Raw genomic sequence first — 20,776 nt, 5'->3', positions numbered from 1 at the left:
AATGATGTCGACCGGGAAACTCGTTTGGTTGTGGCTGCTGCTCGGCAGCGTTCTGTTGGCCGGGTGCTCCGAGTCAGAGAAAAATCCGGCCGGTAAAATTCAAGTCTTTACCGGTGTGGCGCCGGTCGGTTATCTGGCGCAGCGCATCGGCGGGGAGCGGGTCGAAGCTAGAACGCTGATCCCGCCCGGCCGCAGCGCCCATGAATATTCGCCGTCTCCGACTGAAATCAAAGCGCTGCAGCACGTTGACCTCTACTTTAAAATCGGCCTGCCGCTGGAAAAGGCGGTATTGGACAAAGCGCTGTCCGGCGACACCAGCCGCATTTGCGACATCACCGGCGAAGTGACCAAACTTTCCCTGGCGGAAACCGAAGGCGGCCATCACCATGATGACGCGGAAGTTTCGTTGCCCGGGGAGGAAGACTTGTTCGACCAGCATATCTGGCTGTCGATCGACAATTGCCGGGCGATGGCCCGGGCGATGGCGGCGCGCTATGAACAGTTCGATCCGGACCACGCTGATCTTTACCGGCAAAATCTGGCCGCACTCGACGCAGACCTCCAGGACGCTAAAAAAATCCTGGCCGAGCAGCTGGCACCGTTTGCCGGCCGGACCTTTCTGGTCTATCATCCGGCTTACGGCTATTTCGCCCACGAATTCCAGCTGCGCCAGAAAGCGATCGAATACGACGGGAAACCGCCGACCGCCAAACAGTTGAGCGAATTGAAAAAGGAACAGGCCCTGAGCGGCGCAGGCATTTTATTCAGCCAGCCGCAAACCAATTCCACCCTGGTCGACAATGTGGCCGCGGCTTTGCAGTGCAAAGTGGTGGTTCTCGATCCGCTGGCGGAAAATATATTGGACAATTTCCATCAACTGGCGCTGGCGTTTGCGGAAGAATTCCAGAAAGAATCGCACGATGAGTGAACCGGTTGTCGAACTCCACGCGGTAAATTTTGCTTATCCGGACGGGCCGCAAGTGTTGCAGGAAGTCAATCTGTCCGTAAAAAAGGGCGATGCCGGCTGCATCATCGGGCCGAACGGCGGCGGCAAAAGCACGTTGCTGGCGCTGCTGCTCGGAGTTTTGCAGCCGGATCGGGGGACAATCCGTATTTTCGGCGAAACGCCGGAAAAGGCCCGCCAGCGCATCGGTTATGTCCCGCAGCGGTTTCAGCTCGACGACGCTTTTCCGGTGACGGCACAGGAAGTGGTGATGATGGGACAATGGAGTTGCCGCACGCTGGGATTTCCCGCTTCCGGCCAGCGCCGGAAAGCACGGCTGCTGCTGGAAGAAATGGAATTGGCCGACGTGGCGGATAAAAATTTTTCGGCCCTGTCCGGCGGTCAGCGGCAGCGGATTCTGATCGCCAGGGCATTGGCGGTCGATCCGGAATTGCTGCTACTCGACGAACCGACCGCCAATGTCGATCCGGCGGTGCAACGCCAATTCTACAGGCTGCTCACCCGGCTCCGCCGCCGCCTGACCATCCTGGTGGTTTCCCATGACCTCGGCTGGGTTTCCAGTTGCTTCGACTACGCCATCTGTGTCAACCGGCAGGTGAAAATCCATCCGGTCAGTGAAGTTTCCGGTGCCAACCTGGCCAGCGTGTTCGGTTACGACATCAAAGTCGTCGAACACGGCGAACATTGTACCGGTTGTGAACCGGCGGAGGTCAAATGATGCTGGAATTATGGCAGGACCTTTGCGATCCGGCGGCGCCGTTTTTGCGTTATGCCCTGCTGGCCGGTTTGATCGGCAGCGTGGCATTCGGCGTGGTCGGCACCTTCGTCGTCACCCGGCGGATCGTTTCGCTGGCCGGCGCAATTGCCCATTCGGTGCTCGGCGGCGTCGGCGCGGCGCTCTATCTCAGCAACGTCTGCTCCTGGAGCTGGTGTACCCCGACCCTGGGAGCGCTGCTCGCCGCCCTGATTTCGGCGGTCCTGATCTGGTATGTCAGCACCTTTGCCCGCCAGCGGGAGGATGCCGTCATCGGCGCGATCTGGGCGCTCGGTATGGCGCTCGGTTTGCTGTTCATGGCCAAGACGCCGGGCTATGTCGACTTGCAGGGGTACCTGTTCGGCAATATCCTGCTGTTGTCCGGACGGGAGTTGTGGCTGATGAGTGTGCTGGATATCGTCGTCGTCACGCCGGCATTGCTTTTTTATGCGCAGTTGCTGGCCGTCTGTTTTGACGGGGCATTTGCCGAACTGCGGGGAATCAAGGTCAAATTGATCAACTTGCTGCTGCTGTTGATGACCGCGCTGACCATCGTGCTGATGGTCAACGTCGTCGGCATTCTGCTGGTCATCGCCTTGCTGTCGCTGCCGGCGGCAACCGTCGGCCAGTATGCCAGGCACTGGTTTTCGATGATGTGTGCCGCCATCGGGCTGAACATGCTGGTGACCACCGGCGGGTTGCTGGTCAGCTATCAATGGAATTTACCGAGCGGTCCGGCCATCGTCCTGCTGGCCGGCGCCATTTATTTGGCCGCCCTGCTGCACGGGGCCTGGCGGAAACGCCGCAAATCCGGCAAGAGAATATCAATATATCTGGCTTGAAGCCGAAAGGAGATGGCAATGGAATCCGGTTTTTACGCAATGGTAGTGGCAGGGGTTTTTCTGTTGGCGATCGCCTGTATTTCCTCCATTATTTTTCGAAAATTGAAAATTCCCTACACCATCGGCCTGGTCGCCATCGGCATTCTGCTTTCCTGGTTTTTCTCCGAATGTCCGCAATTCGCCGGCCTGCAGCGGCTGCGTTTGAATTACGATCTGATTATGTATGTGCTGTTGCCGGCATTGATTTTCGACGCTTCCGTCAATATGGACACCAAATTGCTGCGCAAAAACCTGACGCCGACCTTGGCGCTGGCCGCTCCCGGCCTGGTGATCGCCACCGTGATTACCGGTTTGCTCGTTTACTGGCTGACGCCGCTGAATCTGGCCGGATCCATGCTGTTCGGCGCCCTGATCTCCGCCACCGATCCGGTCGCTGTCATCTCGCTGTTCGAACTGGTCGGCGCCCCCAAGCGGCTGCGGATCCTCGTCGATGGAGAAAGCCTGTTCAACGACGCGACGGCCATCGTCATGTTCAACATCGTCAAGGGCATCATCGTCTCCGGGGTCGCGCTCAACCTGATGACGGTCTGGAATGGCACCCTCGATTTCGTCATCGTTTTCGTCGGCGGTCTGCTGATCGGCGCCGCCATCGGTTACATCATGATGCTGGTCATCTATCTCGCCAAAGACGACCCGTTGCTGGAAGTCGGCATGTCGACCATCGTCGCTTATGCCGCCTTTCTCGTCGCCGACAAGGGGTTCGGCGTCTCCGGCGTCATGTCGGTGATGGGGGCCGGCATGGTCATCAGCTATTTCGGGTCCAGCCGCTTTACGCCGGAAGTCAAATCCTATATGAAGCAATTCTGGTCGTTCATGTCCTTTGTCGCCAACAGCCTGATCTTTCTGCTGCTGGGCTTCACCGAGGATTTGATCCTGCTGAGCAATTCCATCGGCAAGGTGATCCTGCCGATTCTGGCGGCGGTTCTGGCCATTCAGGTTGCCAGGCTCGTCGTCGTATTCGGACTCTGCCCCCTGCTCGGCAAGCTGAAAAATGCCGAAAAAATCAGCCTGCCGTATCAATTGGTGATGTTCTGGGGCGGGTTGCGCGGCGCCGTGCCGCTGGCATTGGTATTCAGCCTGTCGCCGGATATGCCGGGCCGCACCCTGATCGTCCAGATCACTCTGGGCGTCGTGCTGTTCACCCTGCTCGTCCAGGGTACGACGATCAAATCGATGTTGTGCTTTTTCAAACTGGACAAACCGGATGGTTTTCTGCTGTTCTCCAAATGGTACGCGCTTTTGACCGCCCGGAAGGCCGGTTTGCAACGGCTGGAATTCATGAAAACGGCCGGCCGTTTCGACCGTTCCATCGTCGAAAAAATCGAAGCGGAATGCGGCCGCAACCTCGAACTGCAGACCGAAGAACTGCAGGAACTGAATCAAATGGCGACCAGAACGGCGGCGGTTTCGCAATTGATCTGGACCCGCGCGTTCAGTGCCGAGCGGGAAACCTATGAAGTGCTGTTCAACAACAAATTTCTCAGCGAAGATGTTTTCCGCAAGTTGGATTTTCAGCTCGGACAGTTGCTGGAATCGGTTTACTGGTCGCAACGGCCGCCCGAAAAATTGATCCGTCAACCGCTGGAAATCCGGATACGCAAAAAATTCTTCCGCTTCATCAGCCGTTTCTCCTGGAGCAGAAAATATTTTGCCGCTTACTGCGGCAAAGCGTTGAGCGAAGACGTTCTGATGCTGCTGACGCTGCAATTCGGGGGCCAGGAGGCGATGCGCGCGGTGGAAAACCTGGCCGGCATGGAATTTCTGGAAGCGACGGAACAACCTTTGCAGAACTGCCGCAATTACTATCAAAACCGCCAGCGGGAAGTGGAAAAAACGTTGCGGGAGCTTTATGAACAAAATCGGACCCGGATGCCGGAAATCGAAGCGGCATTGGCCCGGCAGAGCTTCTACGCCGCCGAGCAATACCAGCTCGAAGAGCTTCAGGAGAGCGGCGAAATTCCGGAACCGGTCGCCGGGGAATTGCTGGCGGTATTGAAAGAGCGTTGCGATGCGGAACGCCGCCGGATCAATCAACTCTGTATCACCCAGCAGTGAGACGGCGGAATTTCGCGATTTTTTTCCGCTTCGTCGATTGCAAAGTGAGGCATGGGACTTTAGATTATGGTTCCTCAATGCTTGCGTAGGTTGGTAAAGGTAAAAAATGTTCGAGCTGATCAAAAAAACTGTCATTTTATGGATCGCGGCAATCGCCTTCTGCGGGCTCAACGGCTGCGGCGGCAAGGAAACCGTTCCGGAACTGCTGGACAAAGCCTATGCCAGCGCCGTCAATCAGCAGTGGCAGCAGTCGCTGGATTATGCCACCCAGGCGGTAAAACTGGATCCGAAAAATGTTTCGGCGCTGATGATGCAGGCGCTGGCCTGTCTGCGGAACGGACAGGATGACGCGGCGCTGGAAGCGGCCCGGCGGGCGGCGGAACTGGATCCGAAAAATTTCACCGCCCAATACCTGTTGGGACGGCTGTATGCGAAACGGTCCGGTGCCGGGCAGGATGCCGCATTGGAGCCATTGCGCCGAGCGCTGACCCTGCGGCCGAGAGATCAAAACACGTTGTTGCTGCTGATTCAGATCTCCGGCCGCCTGAACCAGAACAGCACCTATACTTTTTACCGGTTGCTCACCGCCAATCAGGCCAACCGGCCGGAAATTGCCAATCAGATCGGAATTTATTTTGCCACCCGTCAAAAACTGGCGGAAGCGGCCAAATATTTCGTGGACGCCTACAATGCGGCACCGGACAATCCGCAGATCGTCTTGAATTTCGCGTTGTTCGCCGATTACTACGCCAACCAGCCGCAACAGGCGATCCCCCGTTATCAGCGATATCTTGAGCTGGTGGCCAGGAATCAGGAGATGGCGGCCAAACGGGCGATGGTGGAAGCGCGGCTCAGACAATTGTCGCGGCCGAATTGATGGGGATACGCCGATGAATCGCGCCATTCCGGACGATATCATTGAGGAAATCCGCGCCCGTTGCGATATCGTCGATATCATCAATGTCTTCGTGCCGCTGCGAAAAGCCGGTTCCGGCAGTTGGAAAGGGCTGTGTCCGTTTCACCAGGAACGGACGCCGTCGTTCACCGTCAATCAGAGCCGCCAGCATTTTCACTGCTTCGGCTGCGGCAAAGGCGGCGATGTTTTCCGTTTTATCATGGAATGGGAAAAGGTGGATTTTCCCAATGCCATTCACCTTCTGGCCGCCCGTTGCGGCGTCGTTATTCCGGAACCGCAGGACCACGGCGTTTCCGCCGGACAGGCCAAGCAGCGCACCGATCAGCGGGAACGGCTCTACCGGATCAATCAGGCTTTTGCCGAATTTTATATGCGGGAATTGCGGCAACATCCGGAATCGGCAGTGGCACGGTATTTCGTCACCCGCGCCATTCCGCCGGAAATTGCCGACCGTTTTCAAATCGGCGCGGCGCCGGACAGTTGGGATGCATCGCTGCGTTACGGCCAGGCACTCGGCTTCAGCCGCGACGAACTGGTCGAAGCGGGGATCGCGCTGGTCAACGAAGAGAGCGGCCGGGTTTATGACCGCTTCCGCAACCGTCTGGTCTTTGCGATCTGGAATGAGCAAGGCAAAGTGGTCGGCTTCAGTGCCCGTACCGTCGAGGCGGATGCCGGCGGCGCCAAATACGTCAACAGTCCGGAAACGCCGGTTTTCAAAAAAAGCCAACTGCTGTACGCTTTGCCGCTGGCCAGGCAGGCAATCCGCGACCGCAATTTCATCATTCTCTGCGAAGGTCAGCTTGACGTCATCGCGGTGCACCGCGCCGGTTATCCCTGCGCGGTGGCGCCACAGGGCACCGCTTTCACCGAGGACCAGGCGCGAATCATCAAACGTTACACCGGCCGCGTTTATTTGGCCTTCGATATGGATTCCGCCGGCCGGAAAGCGATTCTCCGGGCGCTGGAATTGCTGTTGCCGCTGGATTTCGAAGTGAAAATGATTCGCTGGCCGGGCGGCAAAGACCCGGATGAGTTATATCGCAGGAACGGACCGGAAGCGATTGCCGCCGCTGTGGAACAGCCGGCCGATCTGCTGGATTTCCTCTATGAATATCTGACCGGAGAATTCGATTTAAGCACACCATTCGGCAAAAGCCGGGCTTTGGACCGGGGATTGGAAATACTGATGAAGCTGAACAATCCGGTCGCCCGGGAGGGTTATATTGAAAGTTTGAGCGACCGGCTCGGCCTGCGCAGCGATACGGTATTCGCCCAATTGAATCAGTTGCGCAAGCGCAGCCGTTCCCGGCAGCCGGAACCGGAACTGCCGCCGGAACCCCTTCAACCGACCGAACCGGCACTGCCGCGGGAAGTCCGGCATGCGGAAGAGACGCTGCTGCAGCTGGCCTTGAACGACGCGGCCTTCGCCCGCTCGCTGGCGGAAGCACTGCCGACCGAATTGTTGGCGGAAAACCTTACCGGACAGGCGCTGAATGAAGTCATCGCCCTGGCGCTGAACGATGAATTCGATCAGGTTCTTCTCCATCTGGCGCGATTCGCCGATGATCATCCGAACGGCGAATTGAGCCGGATTCTGGTAGAGAGCTGCGATTGGGAGCAGAAGCTGCAATCCAAAGCCGGCGCCGACTGCATCGCCACGTTACGGCGTTATCACCGCCAGCGTCAACAGCAAACCCTGTTGGCCCGCCTGAAAGCCGCGCAAACCGCAGAGGAAAAACGTGAACTGCTGGAGGCGATGCAGAAGCTGACGGCCGGTTGAATCCGAATTCCTTCTGCCGTTCAATCCGTTGCCGGCGCTTCCTTCAGGGGAACACCGGCCGGCCAGCGGCCCTGCCGCGCCGTCAAATACGCCGCAATCGCCTCCCGAACCAACGGAGCCGGCGCCGCCGGGTCGTGGCACGCTCCAGCAGCGTCCCGCAGCAGCGGCAGTAAACCGCCGGCGCCGGCGGCAAAATAACTGGTCACCGCCAGGGAGACCGGTTCCCGATCCGGCGGCAGGTTCTCTTCTCCGCTGATCGCTGCCGTATAATACCGCCGTTGCGCCGTCATCTCCGCCAGTTCGTGCTTCAGTGACGTCACCTGGGTCCGTGAAAGATTCAAAACGACAATCCGGTCCTGAAACGGGTAGTACTCATACAAATCGCGCGGCGACCATTGGCGGGCAATGGCCGTGACATTGCCATAATAGCCGTAGATCGCCAGATCGGTGCCGCCGGCCGAACGCATCGCTTCGGCCGCCAGCTGGGCCATCTGCAATTCCGGATTTTTAGCCGATGGCGGCGAAACGTCCCACTCCGCCTCGTTCTCCGAACCTTGCAACCGGGCCCCGGACGACTGCTCCGGCGCAATTTCGACGATCCGGGAAACAATCCGGCCAACTTGCCGGGTCTGCCGATCGAACTCCAATTGAACGACGGCCAGTTGGGCGGCATGGCTGCCGCTCTGAACGAACCAACTGCCATACATCGCTACCCCCGGAACAATCTGATGGGTGTGTCCGGCCAGCACCAGGTCGATTCCCGGGAATTGCCGCAGCAAGTCCCGGCAGCCGAACGGACGGCCATATTCGCCGAAATGACAGGCGGCGATGATGATTTCCGCTCCGCCGGCTGCGGCTTCCCGCAACGCCTGCGCCGCGGCAGTAAAAGTATCCAGAATTTCCAATTGTCGCTGCGGCTGCCACAAACGGTCGGCAATGGCCGGTTCCGTCAAACCGATCACCGCAATTTTCACGCCGGAGCGTTCCAGCCAGGCCACCGGGCACCCCGGCCAACCGGCCAGCTTCAAATTGGCGGCCGGCATTTGGCCGCGGAATTCCGCCGCCCGCTGCCGAAAATTGTCAATGCCGAACTCAAAATCGTGATTGCCGGGCACCCAGACATCGTATTGCAATTCATTGAGGATTGCCACCATCGCGGCGCCGCCGTCCTGTGCCGCTTCGTAACTGCCCTGCAATGTGTCGCCGCAATCGATCAACAGACACGCTTCCGGCGCAACCTTTTTCCGCCATTGCCGGATCTCTCCGGCCAACTGCCGCCAGCCGGGCGACAGCGCGCCGTGGGTATCGCTGGTATTCAGAATCGTGAGCGTGACGGAATCCGCCGTCGCCGCACAGCTCAACAGGATCAGAAACAGCCGGAAAACCCCGCACCACCATCCCATTCTCACACTTTCCATCGTTTTCCATTACCATTACTGCCAAATCGTTGTTTTTAAAGTCGAAAAATACAATTTTTTTGCGATATGATCTTGAAAAATCCCCGAATCAGACCATATTAAATGATCATTTGCAAACAGTCAGTTTGATTAGAACATAAAACCATCATCGAGGTGAAAACATGTCACAACATCCGAGTCTCCGCGTCGGCGGCACGATCCGCAAGAAGCGCAATGTTATGAAACGTTATGAGCGCATCGATCTGCTGCGTGCCGAGAAACGCATTCCGGAAGACAAAGTTCTGGGTCTGCCGAAAACCAAGCCGCTGGATTGAGCGGTAAGAACGCGCAATTCACATTGTCAAATCGCAGAAGACGGAACCGGCAGACGGCGCCGTCTTTTCTTTTTTATCGGGAAATGTCATGGGAGTCTTTGACCGATTGACGCCGGATCTGGTGGTAAGCTGTGCCGAACAGGCGCTCGGAATGCCATTCGGCGGCCTGACGATTCCGTTGCCCAGCTACATCAATCGGGTTTACGAAATCGAAAACAGTGAACATCGGCGTTTCGTCATCAAATTTTACCGGCCAGGACGCTGGCCGGCAGCAGCCATTCAGGAAGAACATCGCTTCGTGCTGGCTTGCGAAGCGGCGGATATTCCGGTCATCGCACCGTTGCGCCTCCAGACGACCGGAACGCTGGGGTGCTGTGACAATCTCTTTTCTTTTGCAATCTTCCCCAAACGCTCCGGACGGCCGTTGGAAATCAGAGAGCCGGAGGATTGGCGGCGGCTCGGCATGCTGCTGGCCAGAATGCATTTATCCGGCGATACTTTGACGATTCGCCATCGTACGGTCTTCACGCCGGACCGGGCAACGCGCCAGGCGATTGAAAATTTATTGAACGGAGATTTCATCAGCAGCCGGCCGCTCCGGGAGAACTTTCACCGTACTGCCTTCCGGCTGCTGGACCGGCTGCTGGACGCCTTCGAAAGGGTGGAGTTGACAGTTTTGCACGGCGACTGCCATTGCGGCAATATTCTGGACCGACCGGACGAAGGCATGATGTTGATCGATTTCGACGATATGCTGATCGGGCCGGCGGTACAGGATTTGTGGCTGTTGCTGCCGGATTATGCCCCGCGTTGCCAGGAAGAATTGGAACTGCTGCTGGAAGGGTATGAAATGCTGCGTGACTTCGACCGGCGAACCTTAAAGCTGATCGAACCCTTGCGGGCAATGCGAATGCTCTATTTCCTGGATTGGTGCAGCCGGCAAATCGGCGATTACCAATTCCAGCGGCTCTATCCGGACTGGGGCAGCGACAACTTCTGGCGGCGGGAAATCGGCGACCTGAATCAGCAATTGCAAATCATCCAGGAAACACTCTGATCCGCCTGCCCCAGCCGGCCTCCTGAAACGCCGGCCGTCTTCCGGCCGGCAGTTCACTTGAGGATGCCGGCTTCCGCCGCCGTGACGAACCGTTCGATATTCTCCCGCAGTTTTTCCCATTCGGCACGAATGTGTGCCGCCTCCTCGGCAGTCACACTGTTGTCGCGCAATGCATCGGCAATCGCCTGAGTCACCTGGCTGAAATTTCGCAATGCCTGCGGAATCGCATCGATTTTCATCGTCCTGATCTGAGCGGCATTCAATTCCAGCGGGGTAGTGCGGATGAAACGGCCGCCATTCCTGACGCAAAGCCACTGCAGCGGCAATTCGGAACGGCTGGCCTGCGTCAGACGGGCAATTTGTTCGAGTGGATTGACCCGGTGTGATTCCGATTTCCAATTGGACAAACCGCTGCCATTCCGGTAACCGAGTTTTCCGGCGACCGACCGCACGGAATTATCCGGCTGTTCTTTGATTTCGTCCAACAGCCGGGCAATCACTTCACCGGCTTTCAATTTCTTCAATTCCTTCGCCATACCGCGCCCCCCGCTTATTGCTTTCGTTTCAAACTTTATATCTGCTTTTCATAAAAATCAACTGGCCGGCCGTATTTGTCCCCCATTTTACATTATTGTCGAATTCATGTCTCCGCCGCCGGAAATTTTGACCATTTTTGTCAAACGGCTCCGTTGTTTTCATTCACATAACCAATTAATTTTCAACAAATAATAAAATATCTCATTATTTGGCATGCCTTTTGCTAATTTGAACAATGTTTTTTCGGAACTCAAAAAAACGAAAGGGATCGCCATGAAATTGATCATCGCTTATATCAAGCCGGAAAAGGTCAATGCAGTCAAGCGGGAACTCTACAACCGCGATATCTTCAAAATCTCCATCACCAACGCGCTGGGCTGCGGCCGTCAAAAAGGTTACGTCGAAGCTTACCGCGGCGCCATGGCCGAAGTCAATCTGCTGAAGAAAGTGCGATTGGCCATCGCCGTCAACGATGAATACGTCCAGCCGACCATCGACGGCATTATCGCCGGCGCCCGTACCGGCCACATCGGCGACGGCAAAATCTTCGTTCTGCCGATGGATGACTGCATCCGGATCCGCACCGGCGAAACCGGTCCGGAAGCAATCGGTTGACTCAGCAACTTTCAATTCATAAGGAAATGATCCAATGAAAATTCTTGCCCTGTTGTTTCTGTCGGTTGCCGTCCTGCCCCTGGCGGCAACTGAAACGGCCGACACGGTCGCCGTCTTCACCGCCGACAATTTGTGGATTATGATTGCCGGCATGCTGGTGTTCATGATGCACCTCGGCTTCGCTGCGGTGGAATCCGGTCTCAGCCGCGCCAAAAACTGCACCAATATTCTGTTTAAAAACACGCTGGTGCCGCCGATCGGAATTCTGACTTACGCACTATGCGGCTTTTCCCTGATGTATCCGGGTAGCAACTGGGTCGTCGGTCACGTGCTCGGCTTCCAGGGACTCGGCATCGCCGATCCGGGCAGCGGCATGGCTTACAACGGCCATTACACCTATTGGACGGACTTCTTTTTCCAGGCGATGTTCGCCGCCACGGCCGCCACCATCGTTTCCGGTGCGGTAGCGGAACGGATTAAATTGAATGTATTTTTGATCTTCACTCTGATTTACGTATCGATCGTCTATCCGGTCGTCGGCTCGTGGGGCTGGGGCGGCGGCTGGCTGGCAGAGCTGCATTTCCACGATTTCGCCGGTTCGACCTTCGTCCACAGCGTCGGCGGCTGGGCGGCACTGGCCGGCGTCATCCTGATCGGGCCGCGGCTCGGCAAATATGTCGGCAACCATTCGATGCCGTTCATGGGTCACAGCATGCCATTGGCAACCATCGGGGTTTTTCTGCTGTGGTTCGGCTGGTTCGGTTTCAATGGCGGTTCGGTGTTCAGCGCCGCCCCCGACCAGGTCTCACTGGTCCTGGTGACGACGACCTTGGGGGCCTGCGCCGGCATCATCGCCGCAATGCTGACCGCCTGGACGCTGTTGAAAAAACCGGATCTGTCGATGACGCTGAACGGATGCTTGGCCGGGCTGGTCGGCGTAACGGCGGCGGCGGACTGCATTACCCCGGCGGCCGCCGTCATCATCGGAGCCGTCTCCGGATTGATCGTTATTCCGGCGGTGCTGTTTTTTGACCGCCGTCATCTCGACGACCCGGTCGGCGCCTTATCGGTCCATCTGGTTTGCGGCATCTGGGGAACGCTGGCGGTCGGTTTGTTCTCCACCAACCCGGAGTATTCGTTCAAAATTCAGCTGCTCGGCGTCATTGCCGTCGGGGTGGTCACCTTCCCGAGCGCGTTCCTGATCTTCTACCTGCTGAAACGAACGATCGGCATACGTGTCAGCGAAGAGGAGGAACTGCGCGGTCTGGACCTCGGGGAGCACGGCATGGAGGCGTACGCCGGTTTCCAGATTTTCAGCAACCAGTAAAGCGTCCCGGCTCCAACCTTTCCCGCCCGGCTGATTTTTCGATCAGCCGTTTTTTTATTTTATCAAAAAACTTTTCATCAGTAGAACAATAAGAGCATTGCAAAAGCGCTAAAAGCGGTTACAATATAAAAGAGGACACTGCTGTCCGGTAAAAAATTCAGCATAGAAACTCGTTGAAAAGTTCGAGTTGTTCGGGAGCATTCCAATCCGGCGGCTTCGTAATGGTTTTGCGGTTCAGAGCGAGGACTTCGAGCAGGGAAAGATTCTGCATAAGCGTCTCGCGGATTCGGTTCGTTAATTCCGAGAGGCTGAGCTTGAATCCATGCAGGAATTTGATGTATGCGACCAAAAGATAATGGATAAGCGCGACATAGATTTGCGTCATGACGGCGTTTTCACTGGTTCCAAGAAAGCTCTTGATTTTGAGATTTTGCTTGATCCATTTGAAGAAGATTTCGATCTGCCAACGCTGTTTATAAATTCCGGCAATGCTCGCTGCCGCCAGTTTGAAGTTGTTGGTAATGAAGCGGTATGTTTTTCCGGTCGATTCATCCAGGAACTCAATCAGCCTCAGTTCTCCGGGATATTTTCTTGCTGATTGATATCCGGTAAACCACACGGCTTCATCCCGCAAAACCCCACGTTTTTCATTTGCCTCCCGATGCTGTCCGAGAAACTCAATTTTTGCATTGTCTTTCAGTCTCGTGACAAAATAAGCCTCGCTGTCCGCAATGTGTTGAAACCAGTTCAGATCATAGTATCCTTTGTCAAAGGTGTAGATGCTGTCCGGAACGATGATAATGTTCTCTCGTGCCGCTCGAATATCTGCTATTTTCCCGTTGCTCAGCATCACAAAGCAGGGCAGATTTCCGGATAGATCAAGCTCGGTATGAAGTTTGATAGCACCCTTGTTTTTACGATAATGCGCCCAATCGTAAAGATTTAGGCACAGATCAATCGTCGTGCTGTCAATCGCGTACAGCGGATTGTGGAATCGGAACTTGTGCGAGGGCGCACATTTCAAAGCCCGGTCAAGAATTTCCTCAAACAACGCCTTGAATATCTCCGGATCACGTCGATTCATCGCTTCGGACAAGGTCGATTTTGGAACAACCTCCATGCCGAGGTGATACAGCCGATCATGGTTTGCAAGAAGACCGTTTTCAATTTCTCGCAAGGAGTCTTTGCCCGTAATTTGCGCGTAAAGGCACGTCAAAAACTGCCGCCATGCGGTAAAATGTTTGCAATAGCGGTCGCCGGATAAGTTTTCTACGGATTTCTCAAAACGATGTCTCGGTATGAAATTGAAAAGCTGCTGAAAGATGCTACTGTAATGCATTGTCGGGACTTTCTTGTTCAATATTATGGGTTTGAGCTCTTCTAATATAGAACAAGTCCCGATTTTAACAATCAAGTCCGGAAACTTTTACCGGACAGTAGTGAAAAGAGGATAGTAAATTTGCAAAGCTTTTCACTCACCATTTCAACCAGGAGGAAACGCAATTATGGAGAATGCAATGTTCTGTTTTCAATGCCAGGAGACCTGCAAAAATCAGGGCTGCACGATGCGCGGCATGTGCGGCAAAAGCTCCGAAGCGGCCAATCGGATGGATCAGTTGATCGAATTATTGAAGGAAATTGCCTGGCGGGTCGAAGCTTCCGGGCAAAAACCGTCACCCCGACTCGGTCGTTTTCTCACCCGGTCTTTATTCATTACCATCACCAACGCCAATTTCGATCCGGCGCGCCTGCAGCAGCAAATTGACGAAGCGGCCGCCGAACGTGACAAACTGCCGGCGGCGGCAAATATGCCGGAAATCCCGGTCGGGGTGCTCGGCACCTCCGAGGAAGATATCCGCTCCTGGCGGGAACTGCTCACTTACGGGATGAAAGGAATCGGCGCTTATGCCGACCATGCCGCCATCCTCGGCGTGGAAGATCAAGCCGTCTATGATTTTCTGATCAAAGGACTGGCCGCCACCGTCAAACCGCTTTCGGTCGACGCACTGGCCAAACTGGTCATCGAGTGCGGTCATGTCGCCGTCCTGGCGATGGCGGCTTTGGACCGGGCCAACACGTCCAATTACGGCAGACCGGAAATTACCACCGTCAAAACCGGCGTCGGCAAACGTCCCGGCATCCTGATCTCCGGCCATGACCTGAAAGATATGGCCGAATTGCTGGAGCAGACCCTCAACAGCGGCGTTGACATCTATACCCATGGTGAAATGCTGCCGGCCCACTATTATCCGGCTTTCAAAAAATATCCGCATCTGGTCGGCAACTACGGCGGCTCCTGGTTCCATCAGAACACCGAATTCGAATCTTTCAACGGTCCGATCCTGATGACGACCAACTGCATCATTCCGGTGCGCGACTCTTATCAGGAACGAATTTTCACCACCGGTATGGCCGGTTATCCCGGCGTTCGTCACATTCCGGACCGGCAGCCGGGCCGGCAGAAGGATTTCTCCGCTCTGATCGCATTGGCCAAACGGTGTCAACCGCCGACGGAACTGGACGATCTGGAAATTGTCGGCGGCTTCGCCCATGATCAAGTGCTGGCTCTGGCGGACCGGATCATTGCGGCAATTCAATCCGGCGCCATCAAGCGTTTCATCGTCATGGGCGGCTGCGACGGCCGGCACAAAACCCGGGAGTATTTCACTGAAGTTGCCGAAAATCTGCCGAAAGATACGATCATCCTCACTGCCGGCTGCGCCAAATACCGTTACAACAAACTCAAGCTGGGTGAAATTGACGGAATTCCACGGGTACTGGACGCCGGTCAATGCAACGACTCCTATTCCCTGGCGGTAATCGCCATGAAACTCCAGGAAGCATTTCAACTGGAAAATCTCAATCAATTGCCGATCTCGTTCGATCTGGCTTGGTATGAACAGAAAGCGGTCGCCGTGCTGCTGGCGCTGCTGGCGCTTGGAGTCAAGGGAATCCGACTGGGACCGACGCTGCCGGCATTCCTGTCGCCCAACGCGGCCAAAGTGCTGATCGAACATTTCGATCTGAAGTTGACCGGTGAAGCGCGGCAGGACATTGCGGCCATGATGAGCGGTCAATAATCGTTCCGCCACTCCCGCTTTCGAAGCGATTTTCAGGAATACTCATTCCTCAAACCGGCAATTGCAGCAATCGGGCGGCATTCCGGTAGAAAATCGCTTCGCGCTCCGATTGCGTCAAATCCAGCGAATCGAGGTAGTCGATCGCCGCTCTTTGGTCGGCCCAGGGGCTGTCGGAGCCGAACAACACCCATTCGGCACCGTGACGGCGGATCATCGCCGTCAAACGGTCCGGCGCCAATCGCCCGGCCACGAAAGCCGTATCCAGATACACCGGCAAACCAATCAATTCCTGTTCCACCGCATCCCACATGTCCATCGAACCGAAATGGGCCAGGACCAATTTCAATTGCGGGAAACGACGGTGGAACGCGGCCAGCTCCGACGGGCCGGTCCGGTAAGGCGGCTGAAAACTGAAATCCGCCCCGGCATGGGTCACGACGAACAATTCTTTTTCAATACAGGCTTCCCAGGCCGGGTACAGGCGTTTATCGGCAAAGCGGAAACGCTGATATTCCGGATGGACTTTGATGCCCTTCAAACCCAGCGCGGCAGCCTGAACAACGGTCGCCGCCGGATCCGGCTCTTCCGGGTGAAACGATCCAGTCATAAAAAACGGCACCCGATTCCAGCCGGCTGCCCAATGGTTGACACCGCGGCTGTTGACCGGAGTATTAACCAAACTCAAGCCGACGGCGCCTTCAATGCCGCAACACCGCATCGATGCCGCCAAGCCTTCGGCAGTGCCGTCCGTCGCCGGCGTCACACCCGGGAGGCCGGCAACACTCTGCAACGCTCTGGCGGCAATCTTTTCCGGATAGAAATGCGTGTGAAAATCGATGATCTTCATCGAAGATCAGCGCACCTCATAATTCCTGGCCAGTTCCTGCAGCCAATCGACATGCGGAAAGAAATCTTCGAAAAATGATTTGATCAACGCTTTCAAGCCGCGAATGCCGAATTCCCAGTCGATCGCTTCCGGCCCCAGCGCTTTGACGATATTGCTCTGGTCGAAAATGATATCGGAAGAAAAATACGGCATCAAATCGCCCAGGAATCTCGACATCAATTTCTCATCCATGTTCGGCTTTTCTTCCAGTTGTTCGATCGTGACACCTTCAATCCGCAGGAATTCACAGACCGCCACATCGATCATATGAGTTGAAACCGGGCTGTTGCCGGTGACATGATAGGTCCGGTTGGCCACCGGCTGCTGAAACAGTGCCGTAACCGCCCGCTGGACATAATCGATCGGCACGAAATAAACATGGTCGGACGGAATGGTGTTGAAATGCAGATCCATATCCATCATGCCCAGCGGGTCCATGCCGCATTTCGCACAACGGTGTTTCTTGATTTTGGCCATGAATTCAAGGATCCGGTAGAAAGCCAACGGCTTGCGGATGCGGCCGTCGCGCAGCCGGCCGGTGATGATGGCCGGCCGGTAGATGGTGAACGGGATACCGCAACTGCGCACCAGCATCTCCGCTTTGAATTTGCTCTCTTCGTAAGGATTGTTGAAACCGCTGTCCAGCGGCGTATCCTCCATCGCCCGCCCGGAAAGTTTGCCGGCAACGTAGGCGGTACTGACATAATGAATGGCTTCCGCCTTCAAAAGCTTGGCCAGTGCAACGATATTTTTGGTGCCGTCATAATTGATTCGGAAAGTTTTGCCGGTCGGATCCTTGCCAAGATTGACATCGGCGGCGCAGTGAAAAACAACATTGACGCCTTTCATTTTCGGATCGGCAGCCAGCTTTTCAACCTCCAGGTCGACGACATCGCCCGGGATCACCTCGATCTTGGACAAAATGGCGGCGGCGGCTTCCGGACAACCATCGAACGCACACTGGTCCTGAATGATTTTTTCCACCCGTGCCTCCGCGCTGCGATTGCCTCCATTGCGCACCAGACAGACAATCCTCACATCGTTGCGCTCTCTCAACAGAGCCACGGTAAAGGCACTGCCGACCAGCCCGGTAATCCCGGTTAAGAAAATCTTTGTCATCTATTTCCCCGAATCTTTTTTATACAATTCAAAATCATCACTGCCACTTCCAAGCGTTATTCCGTTCCGTCGTCAAAACGGAATAACAAAAATAATTCCTGTTAATTTAATCCAAATCAGCCCGGAATGCAACAGGCCAACCGAAATAAAATGTAAAACTTATCAATTCCATCTCTTCAGCCGCCTGCTCTCAGCCGGCCCGAACCATGCCTCGAAGACAATCCGGCCCGGCTTCAGGCCGGCTCTGCCGGCGCGCTTTCCTTCCGCAATCGGGCCACGAACATTCCGTCGCAATCGCCATCCCACGGATAAACCTGCAGCATGCCATCAGTCCGTTTTCCGGTCAGCGGATTGTCGAAAGCTTCCAGTCGATATGCCGGTTCGGCGGCCAGAAACGCGTTGACCACTCCGGCATTCTCCTGCGGAAACATCGAACAGGTAGCGTAAACCAGAATGCCGCCGGATTTGACGCCGGTGGCGGCGGCCTGCAAAATCCGGAGCTGGAGCGCGGCAATCTCGGCGACCGCCGATCCGGTCAGGATCCACCTGGCATCCGGATTGCGCCGCCAGGTGCCGGAACAACTGCACGGCGCGTCCACCAGCACCCCATCAAATTTTTCCCGTTGGTTGCGCCGCAGCCCCTTACCGTCCCAAACCCGGCAACCGATATTCGGAAACGCCGCCCGGCGGGCGCGCCGCCGCAAATCCTCGAGTTTATACGCCCGGATATCGGAAGCCACCACCGTTCCCTTGCGCTGCATCAAATCCGCCAACTGCAAGCTCTTGCCGCCCGCTCCGGCACAGGCGTCCCACCAACGTTCTCCCTTGCCGGGCGCACAGACCAAACCGATCACCTGCGAAGCCAGATCCTGAACCTCGAACCATCCGGCCTGAAACGCCGGCAACTGGTATAAATTGACCCTGGGATTTCCGGCCCGGAGCGCTTTCGCCAACTTCGGATGCACCTCCACCGTCAACCCTTCCCGACTCAATTCCTCCTTCAATCGCTCCACTTCCGCAGTCTGCACCCGCAGCCACAGCGGCGGCCGGCGCCGCAGCATTTCTAAAAAACACTCCTCCTGACCGGGGGACAGTGCAAACGCGCCCCGCAACGGTTCCGGAACCAGTTGCCGCCATTCAACCTCCGGAACGGGACGTTGAATGGCGGCGGCCAACTGCGCAACCAATGCCGTCAACTCTGTTTCCAGCGTTCCGGACAACTGCAACTGCCGCCGCCAGACTATCGTCGCGGCCGGCGGCAGCGGCCCCCCGCCGAGCAGCCAGGCCCCCAGCAGCATCGCCGTCGTCACCGGCAACGGCGGCAACTGGCCGTGCTCCCATAACCGGCGCCGCTCTTCCGGCAGCAATAATGTCTGCAAAACCCCCAGATAACGGAAAAAACCGAAAACACTCTCGCTGATGAATTGCCGGTCGCGCGAGCCGAACTGCCGGTTGGCGCGCAGAAAGAGATTCAGCGCCCGATCCGCCGGCCGGTTATCGGCAAAAACCGCGGCGGTGACCTGTTGCAACCCCTGCTGCAGCGCTTTGCACTGCGCCAGCAGTTTCCCTTCGCTCATCCCTTCCCGGTTCGATGAAAAAGTGCCTTTTCTGTCGTTCAACGTTCGCGGTCTCCTGCCTGTTTTCATACCAATTGAAAATAAATGATCATTAATGTACATTCCCAAACAATAAATAAAAGGCAACTGCGTTAATAATTCATAAAGGGTGTTTGCGTTTTGAACCGGTAAGGGTATTTTACCTAATCAATACAGAAATCACAAGAGACAGGGACATCAGTCTACATGAAGAAAATTTTTTATCTGCTCGTACTGTTTGCCGTTGCCGCCGCCATTGTTTTTACATTGGGCAAAGTTTACAATATTTTATCGTCGGCAGAAGATAGCGAAGGGAAAAAAAGCAAAATCCCCGCGGTCCCGGTGGAATATGTCATGCCGCGCAAGGAAAGTCTGCGGGATATCCGTTCCTTTACCGGCACCTTGAATGCCTGGAGCAGTTTTGATATTGCGCCCAAGGTCGGCGGCCGGCTGGAACGGTTGGTCGGCCAGATCGGCAATGCCCTCACCCCCGGAATGCAGTTGGTGCAAATCGAAGACATCGAATACACCAAGCAGGTGGCGCAGGCGGCCGCCGACCTGGCCGTGGCCGAAGCGCAATTGAAGGAGGCGGTCATTACGCTGGAGCTCAAACAAAAGGAGTTCGACCGGCAGCAGGAACTCCACGACAAACACATCATCTCCGATGCGCAATACGATACGACGAAATCCGCCCTGCAGGCCAATGAAGTCATCCATGCGATGCGGGAGGCGGAGGTCCAGAGCCGCAAAAGTGCGCTGGACACCGCCCAGTTGAAGTTGGCGGACACTAAAATCTTCTCCTCCTGGGAGCCGGCTTCGCCGCGTTACGTCGCCGAACGCTTTGTCGATGAAGGCGCCCTGGTCGCCCCGAACCAGAAACTGCTGACCATCGTCGAAATCGATCGGCTCAAAGGCATTATCCACGTCATCGAACGGGATTATCCGCAACTGAAAATCGGTCAGACCGCCAACATCACCACCGACGCCTATCCCGGAGAGGTTTTTCAGGGCAGAATCATCAATATCGCCCAGATTCTGCAGAGTAACACCCGCCAGGCTTATGTGGAACTGGAGTTGGGCAATGCCGATCTGCGGTTGAAGCCGGGGATGTTCATTCGGGCGGAGATCGAATTCGACCTGCATGAAAACGTCACGGTGGTGCCCCGTAACGCTCTGGTCAAGCATGGTGAAGAATACGGCGTTTTCCTGTTCCAGAAAACCCCGGAGCAAACCGACGCCGACGGAATTTCCGCCATCGCCAAATTCGTGCTGGTTCAGCCGGGCATTCGCGTCGATGACATGGTTGAAATCCTCTCGCCGGAAATCACCGCTCCGGTGGTGACGCTCGGCAATCATCAACTGGTGGACGGTATGGCGGTATTCAAGCCGACGCGAACGGTGGAAGCGGCCGCCGTCGAACAGAATCAATAACTGTAACGACCGGAGACTCCAGCCAT

18 protein-coding genes are annotated in these 20,776 nt (G+C 56.0%); 12 read left to right on the top strand and 6 right to left on the bottom strand.

What is annotated here, in order from left to right:
• Nucleotide 1 precedes the first annotated feature (1 nt).
• From HWX74_RS19605 to dnaG, 6 genes are all read left to right on the top strand, one after another.
• Nucleotides 2-928, top strand: a complete 927-nt coding sequence (locus tag HWX74_RS19605) for a metal ABC transporter solute-binding protein, Zn/Mn family (protein ID WP_176015238.1) — start codon at nt 2-4, stop codon at nt 926-928.
• On the top strand, nt 921-1,682 hold the full coding sequence (locus HWX74_RS19600) for a metal ABC transporter ATP-binding protein (protein WP_176015237.1): 762 nt from the start codon (nt 921-923) through the stop codon (nt 1,680-1,682). The genes HWX74_RS19605 and HWX74_RS19600 overlap by 8 nt, the downstream gene beginning before the upstream one ends.
• Entirely contained in the window at nt 1,679-2,560 is an 882-nt protein-coding gene (locus HWX74_RS19595) for a metal ABC transporter permease (protein ID WP_217705035.1), read from the top strand. Before HWX74_RS19600 ends, HWX74_RS19595 begins: the two co-directional genes overlap by 4 nt.
• An 18-nt stretch (nt 2,561-2,578) precedes the next feature.
• Entirely contained in the window at nt 2,579-4,675 is a 2,097-nt protein-coding gene (locus HWX74_RS19590; protein ID WP_176015236.1) for a sodium:proton antiporter, read from the top strand.
• A gap of 106 nt (nt 4,676-4,781) precedes the next feature.
• A complete protein-coding gene (locus HWX74_RS19585; protein ID WP_176015235.1) occupies nt 4,782-5,552 on the top strand; it encodes a tetratricopeptide repeat protein in 771 nt (256 codons plus the stop codon).
• Between the two features lie 13 nt (nt 5,553-5,565).
• A complete protein-coding gene (gene dnaG, locus HWX74_RS19580) occupies nt 5,566-7,371 on the top strand; it encodes a DNA primase (protein ID WP_176015234.1) in 1,806 nt (601 codons plus the stop codon).
• 20 nt (nt 7,372-7,391) lie between these two features.
• Here dnaG and HWX74_RS19575 read toward each other — a convergent pair whose 3' ends face one another.
• Nucleotides 7,392-8,789: a bifunctional UDP-sugar hydrolase/5'-nucleotidase gene (locus tag HWX74_RS19575; RefSeq protein ID WP_176015233.1), complete on the bottom strand. Its 1,398-nt coding sequence runs from the start codon at nt 8,787-8,789 to the stop codon at nt 7,392-7,394.
• Between the two features lie 161 nt (nt 8,790-8,950).
• Here HWX74_RS19575 and HWX74_RS19570 point away from each other — a divergent pair, with 161 nt between their 5' ends.
• Both HWX74_RS19570 and HWX74_RS19565 read left to right on the top strand, forming a co-directional pair.
• Complete coding sequence (locus HWX74_RS19570) at nt 8,951-9,103, top strand: small basic protein (protein ID WP_176015232.1); 153 nt, start codon at nt 8,951-8,953, stop codon at nt 9,101-9,103.
• 88 nt (nt 9,104-9,191) lie between these two features.
• Complete coding sequence (locus tag HWX74_RS19565) at nt 9,192-10,160, top strand: serine/threonine protein kinase (protein WP_176015231.1); 969 nt, start codon at nt 9,192-9,194, stop codon at nt 10,158-10,160.
• Between the two features lie 53 nt (nt 10,161-10,213).
• Here the strand turns inward: HWX74_RS19565 and HWX74_RS19560 are convergent, their stop codons facing one another.
• Nucleotides 10,214-10,696, bottom strand: a complete 483-nt coding sequence (locus HWX74_RS19560) for a hypothetical protein (protein WP_176015230.1) — start codon at nt 10,694-10,696, stop codon at nt 10,214-10,216.
• Between the two features lie 274 nt (nt 10,697-10,970).
• On the opposite strand from HWX74_RS19560, the gene HWX74_RS19555 reads away from it, so the two are divergent.
• Complete coding sequence (locus HWX74_RS19555; protein WP_176015229.1) at nt 10,971-11,312, top strand: P-II family nitrogen regulator; 342 nt, start codon at nt 10,971-10,973, stop codon at nt 11,310-11,312.
• A gap of 34 nt (nt 11,313-11,346) precedes the next feature.
• Nucleotides 11,347-12,639 carry an ammonium transporter gene (locus HWX74_RS19550; RefSeq protein WP_176015228.1) on the top strand — a complete coding sequence of 431 codons (1,293 nt, stop codon included), beginning with the start codon at nt 11,347-11,349 and terminating at the stop codon, nt 12,637-12,639.
• Nucleotides 12,640-12,796: 157 nt separating this feature from the next.
• On the opposite strand, the gene HWX74_RS19545 is transcribed toward HWX74_RS19550, so the two are convergent.
• On the bottom strand, nt 12,797-13,978 hold the full coding sequence (locus HWX74_RS19545) for an IS4 family transposase (protein ID WP_176013549.1): 1,182 nt from the start codon (nt 13,976-13,978) through the stop codon (nt 12,797-12,799).
• A 178-nt stretch (nt 13,979-14,156) separates the two neighbouring features.
• Here HWX74_RS19545 and hcp point away from each other — a divergent pair, with 178 nt between their 5' ends.
• Nucleotides 14,157-15,719: a hydroxylamine reductase gene (gene hcp, locus HWX74_RS19540; protein ID WP_176015315.1), complete on the top strand. Its 1,563-nt coding sequence runs from the start codon at nt 14,157-14,159 to the stop codon at nt 15,717-15,719.
• Between the two features lie 49 nt (nt 15,720-15,768).
• Here the strand turns inward: hcp and HWX74_RS19535 are convergent, their stop codons facing one another.
• The 3 genes from HWX74_RS19535 to HWX74_RS19525 form a co-directional block, all read right to left on the bottom strand.
• Entirely contained in the window at nt 15,769-16,566 is a 798-nt protein-coding gene (locus tag HWX74_RS19535) for an amidohydrolase family protein (RefSeq protein ID WP_176015227.1), read from the bottom strand.
• 6 nt (nt 16,567-16,572) lie between these two features.
• Nucleotides 16,573-17,724, bottom strand: coding sequence for an SDR family oxidoreductase (locus HWX74_RS19530; protein ID WP_176015226.1), 1,152 nt, complete (start codon nt 17,722-17,724; stop codon nt 16,573-16,575).
• 233 nt (nt 17,725-17,957) lie between these two features.
• A complete protein-coding gene (locus HWX74_RS19525) occupies nt 17,958-19,343 on the bottom strand; it encodes an RsmB/NOP family class I SAM-dependent RNA methyltransferase (RefSeq protein ID WP_176015225.1) in 1,386 nt (461 codons plus the stop codon).
• A 183-nt stretch (nt 19,344-19,526) separates the two neighbouring features.
• On the opposite strand from HWX74_RS19525, the gene HWX74_RS19520 reads away from it, so the two are divergent.
• Nucleotides 19,527-20,750, top strand: coding sequence for an efflux RND transporter periplasmic adaptor subunit (locus HWX74_RS19520; protein ID WP_176015224.1), 1,224 nt, complete (start codon nt 19,527-19,529; stop codon nt 20,748-20,750).
• Nucleotides 20,751-20,776 lie beyond the last annotated feature (26 nt).

This window comes from Victivallis sp. Marseille-Q1083 (genome assembly GCF_903645315.1).
Taxonomy (GTDB): Bacteria; Verrucomicrobiota; Lentisphaeria; order Victivallales; family Victivallaceae; genus UMGS1518.
The sequence above is the reverse complement of the archived record's forward strand: the minus strand, read 5'-3'. Positions and strand labels throughout refer to the sequence as shown.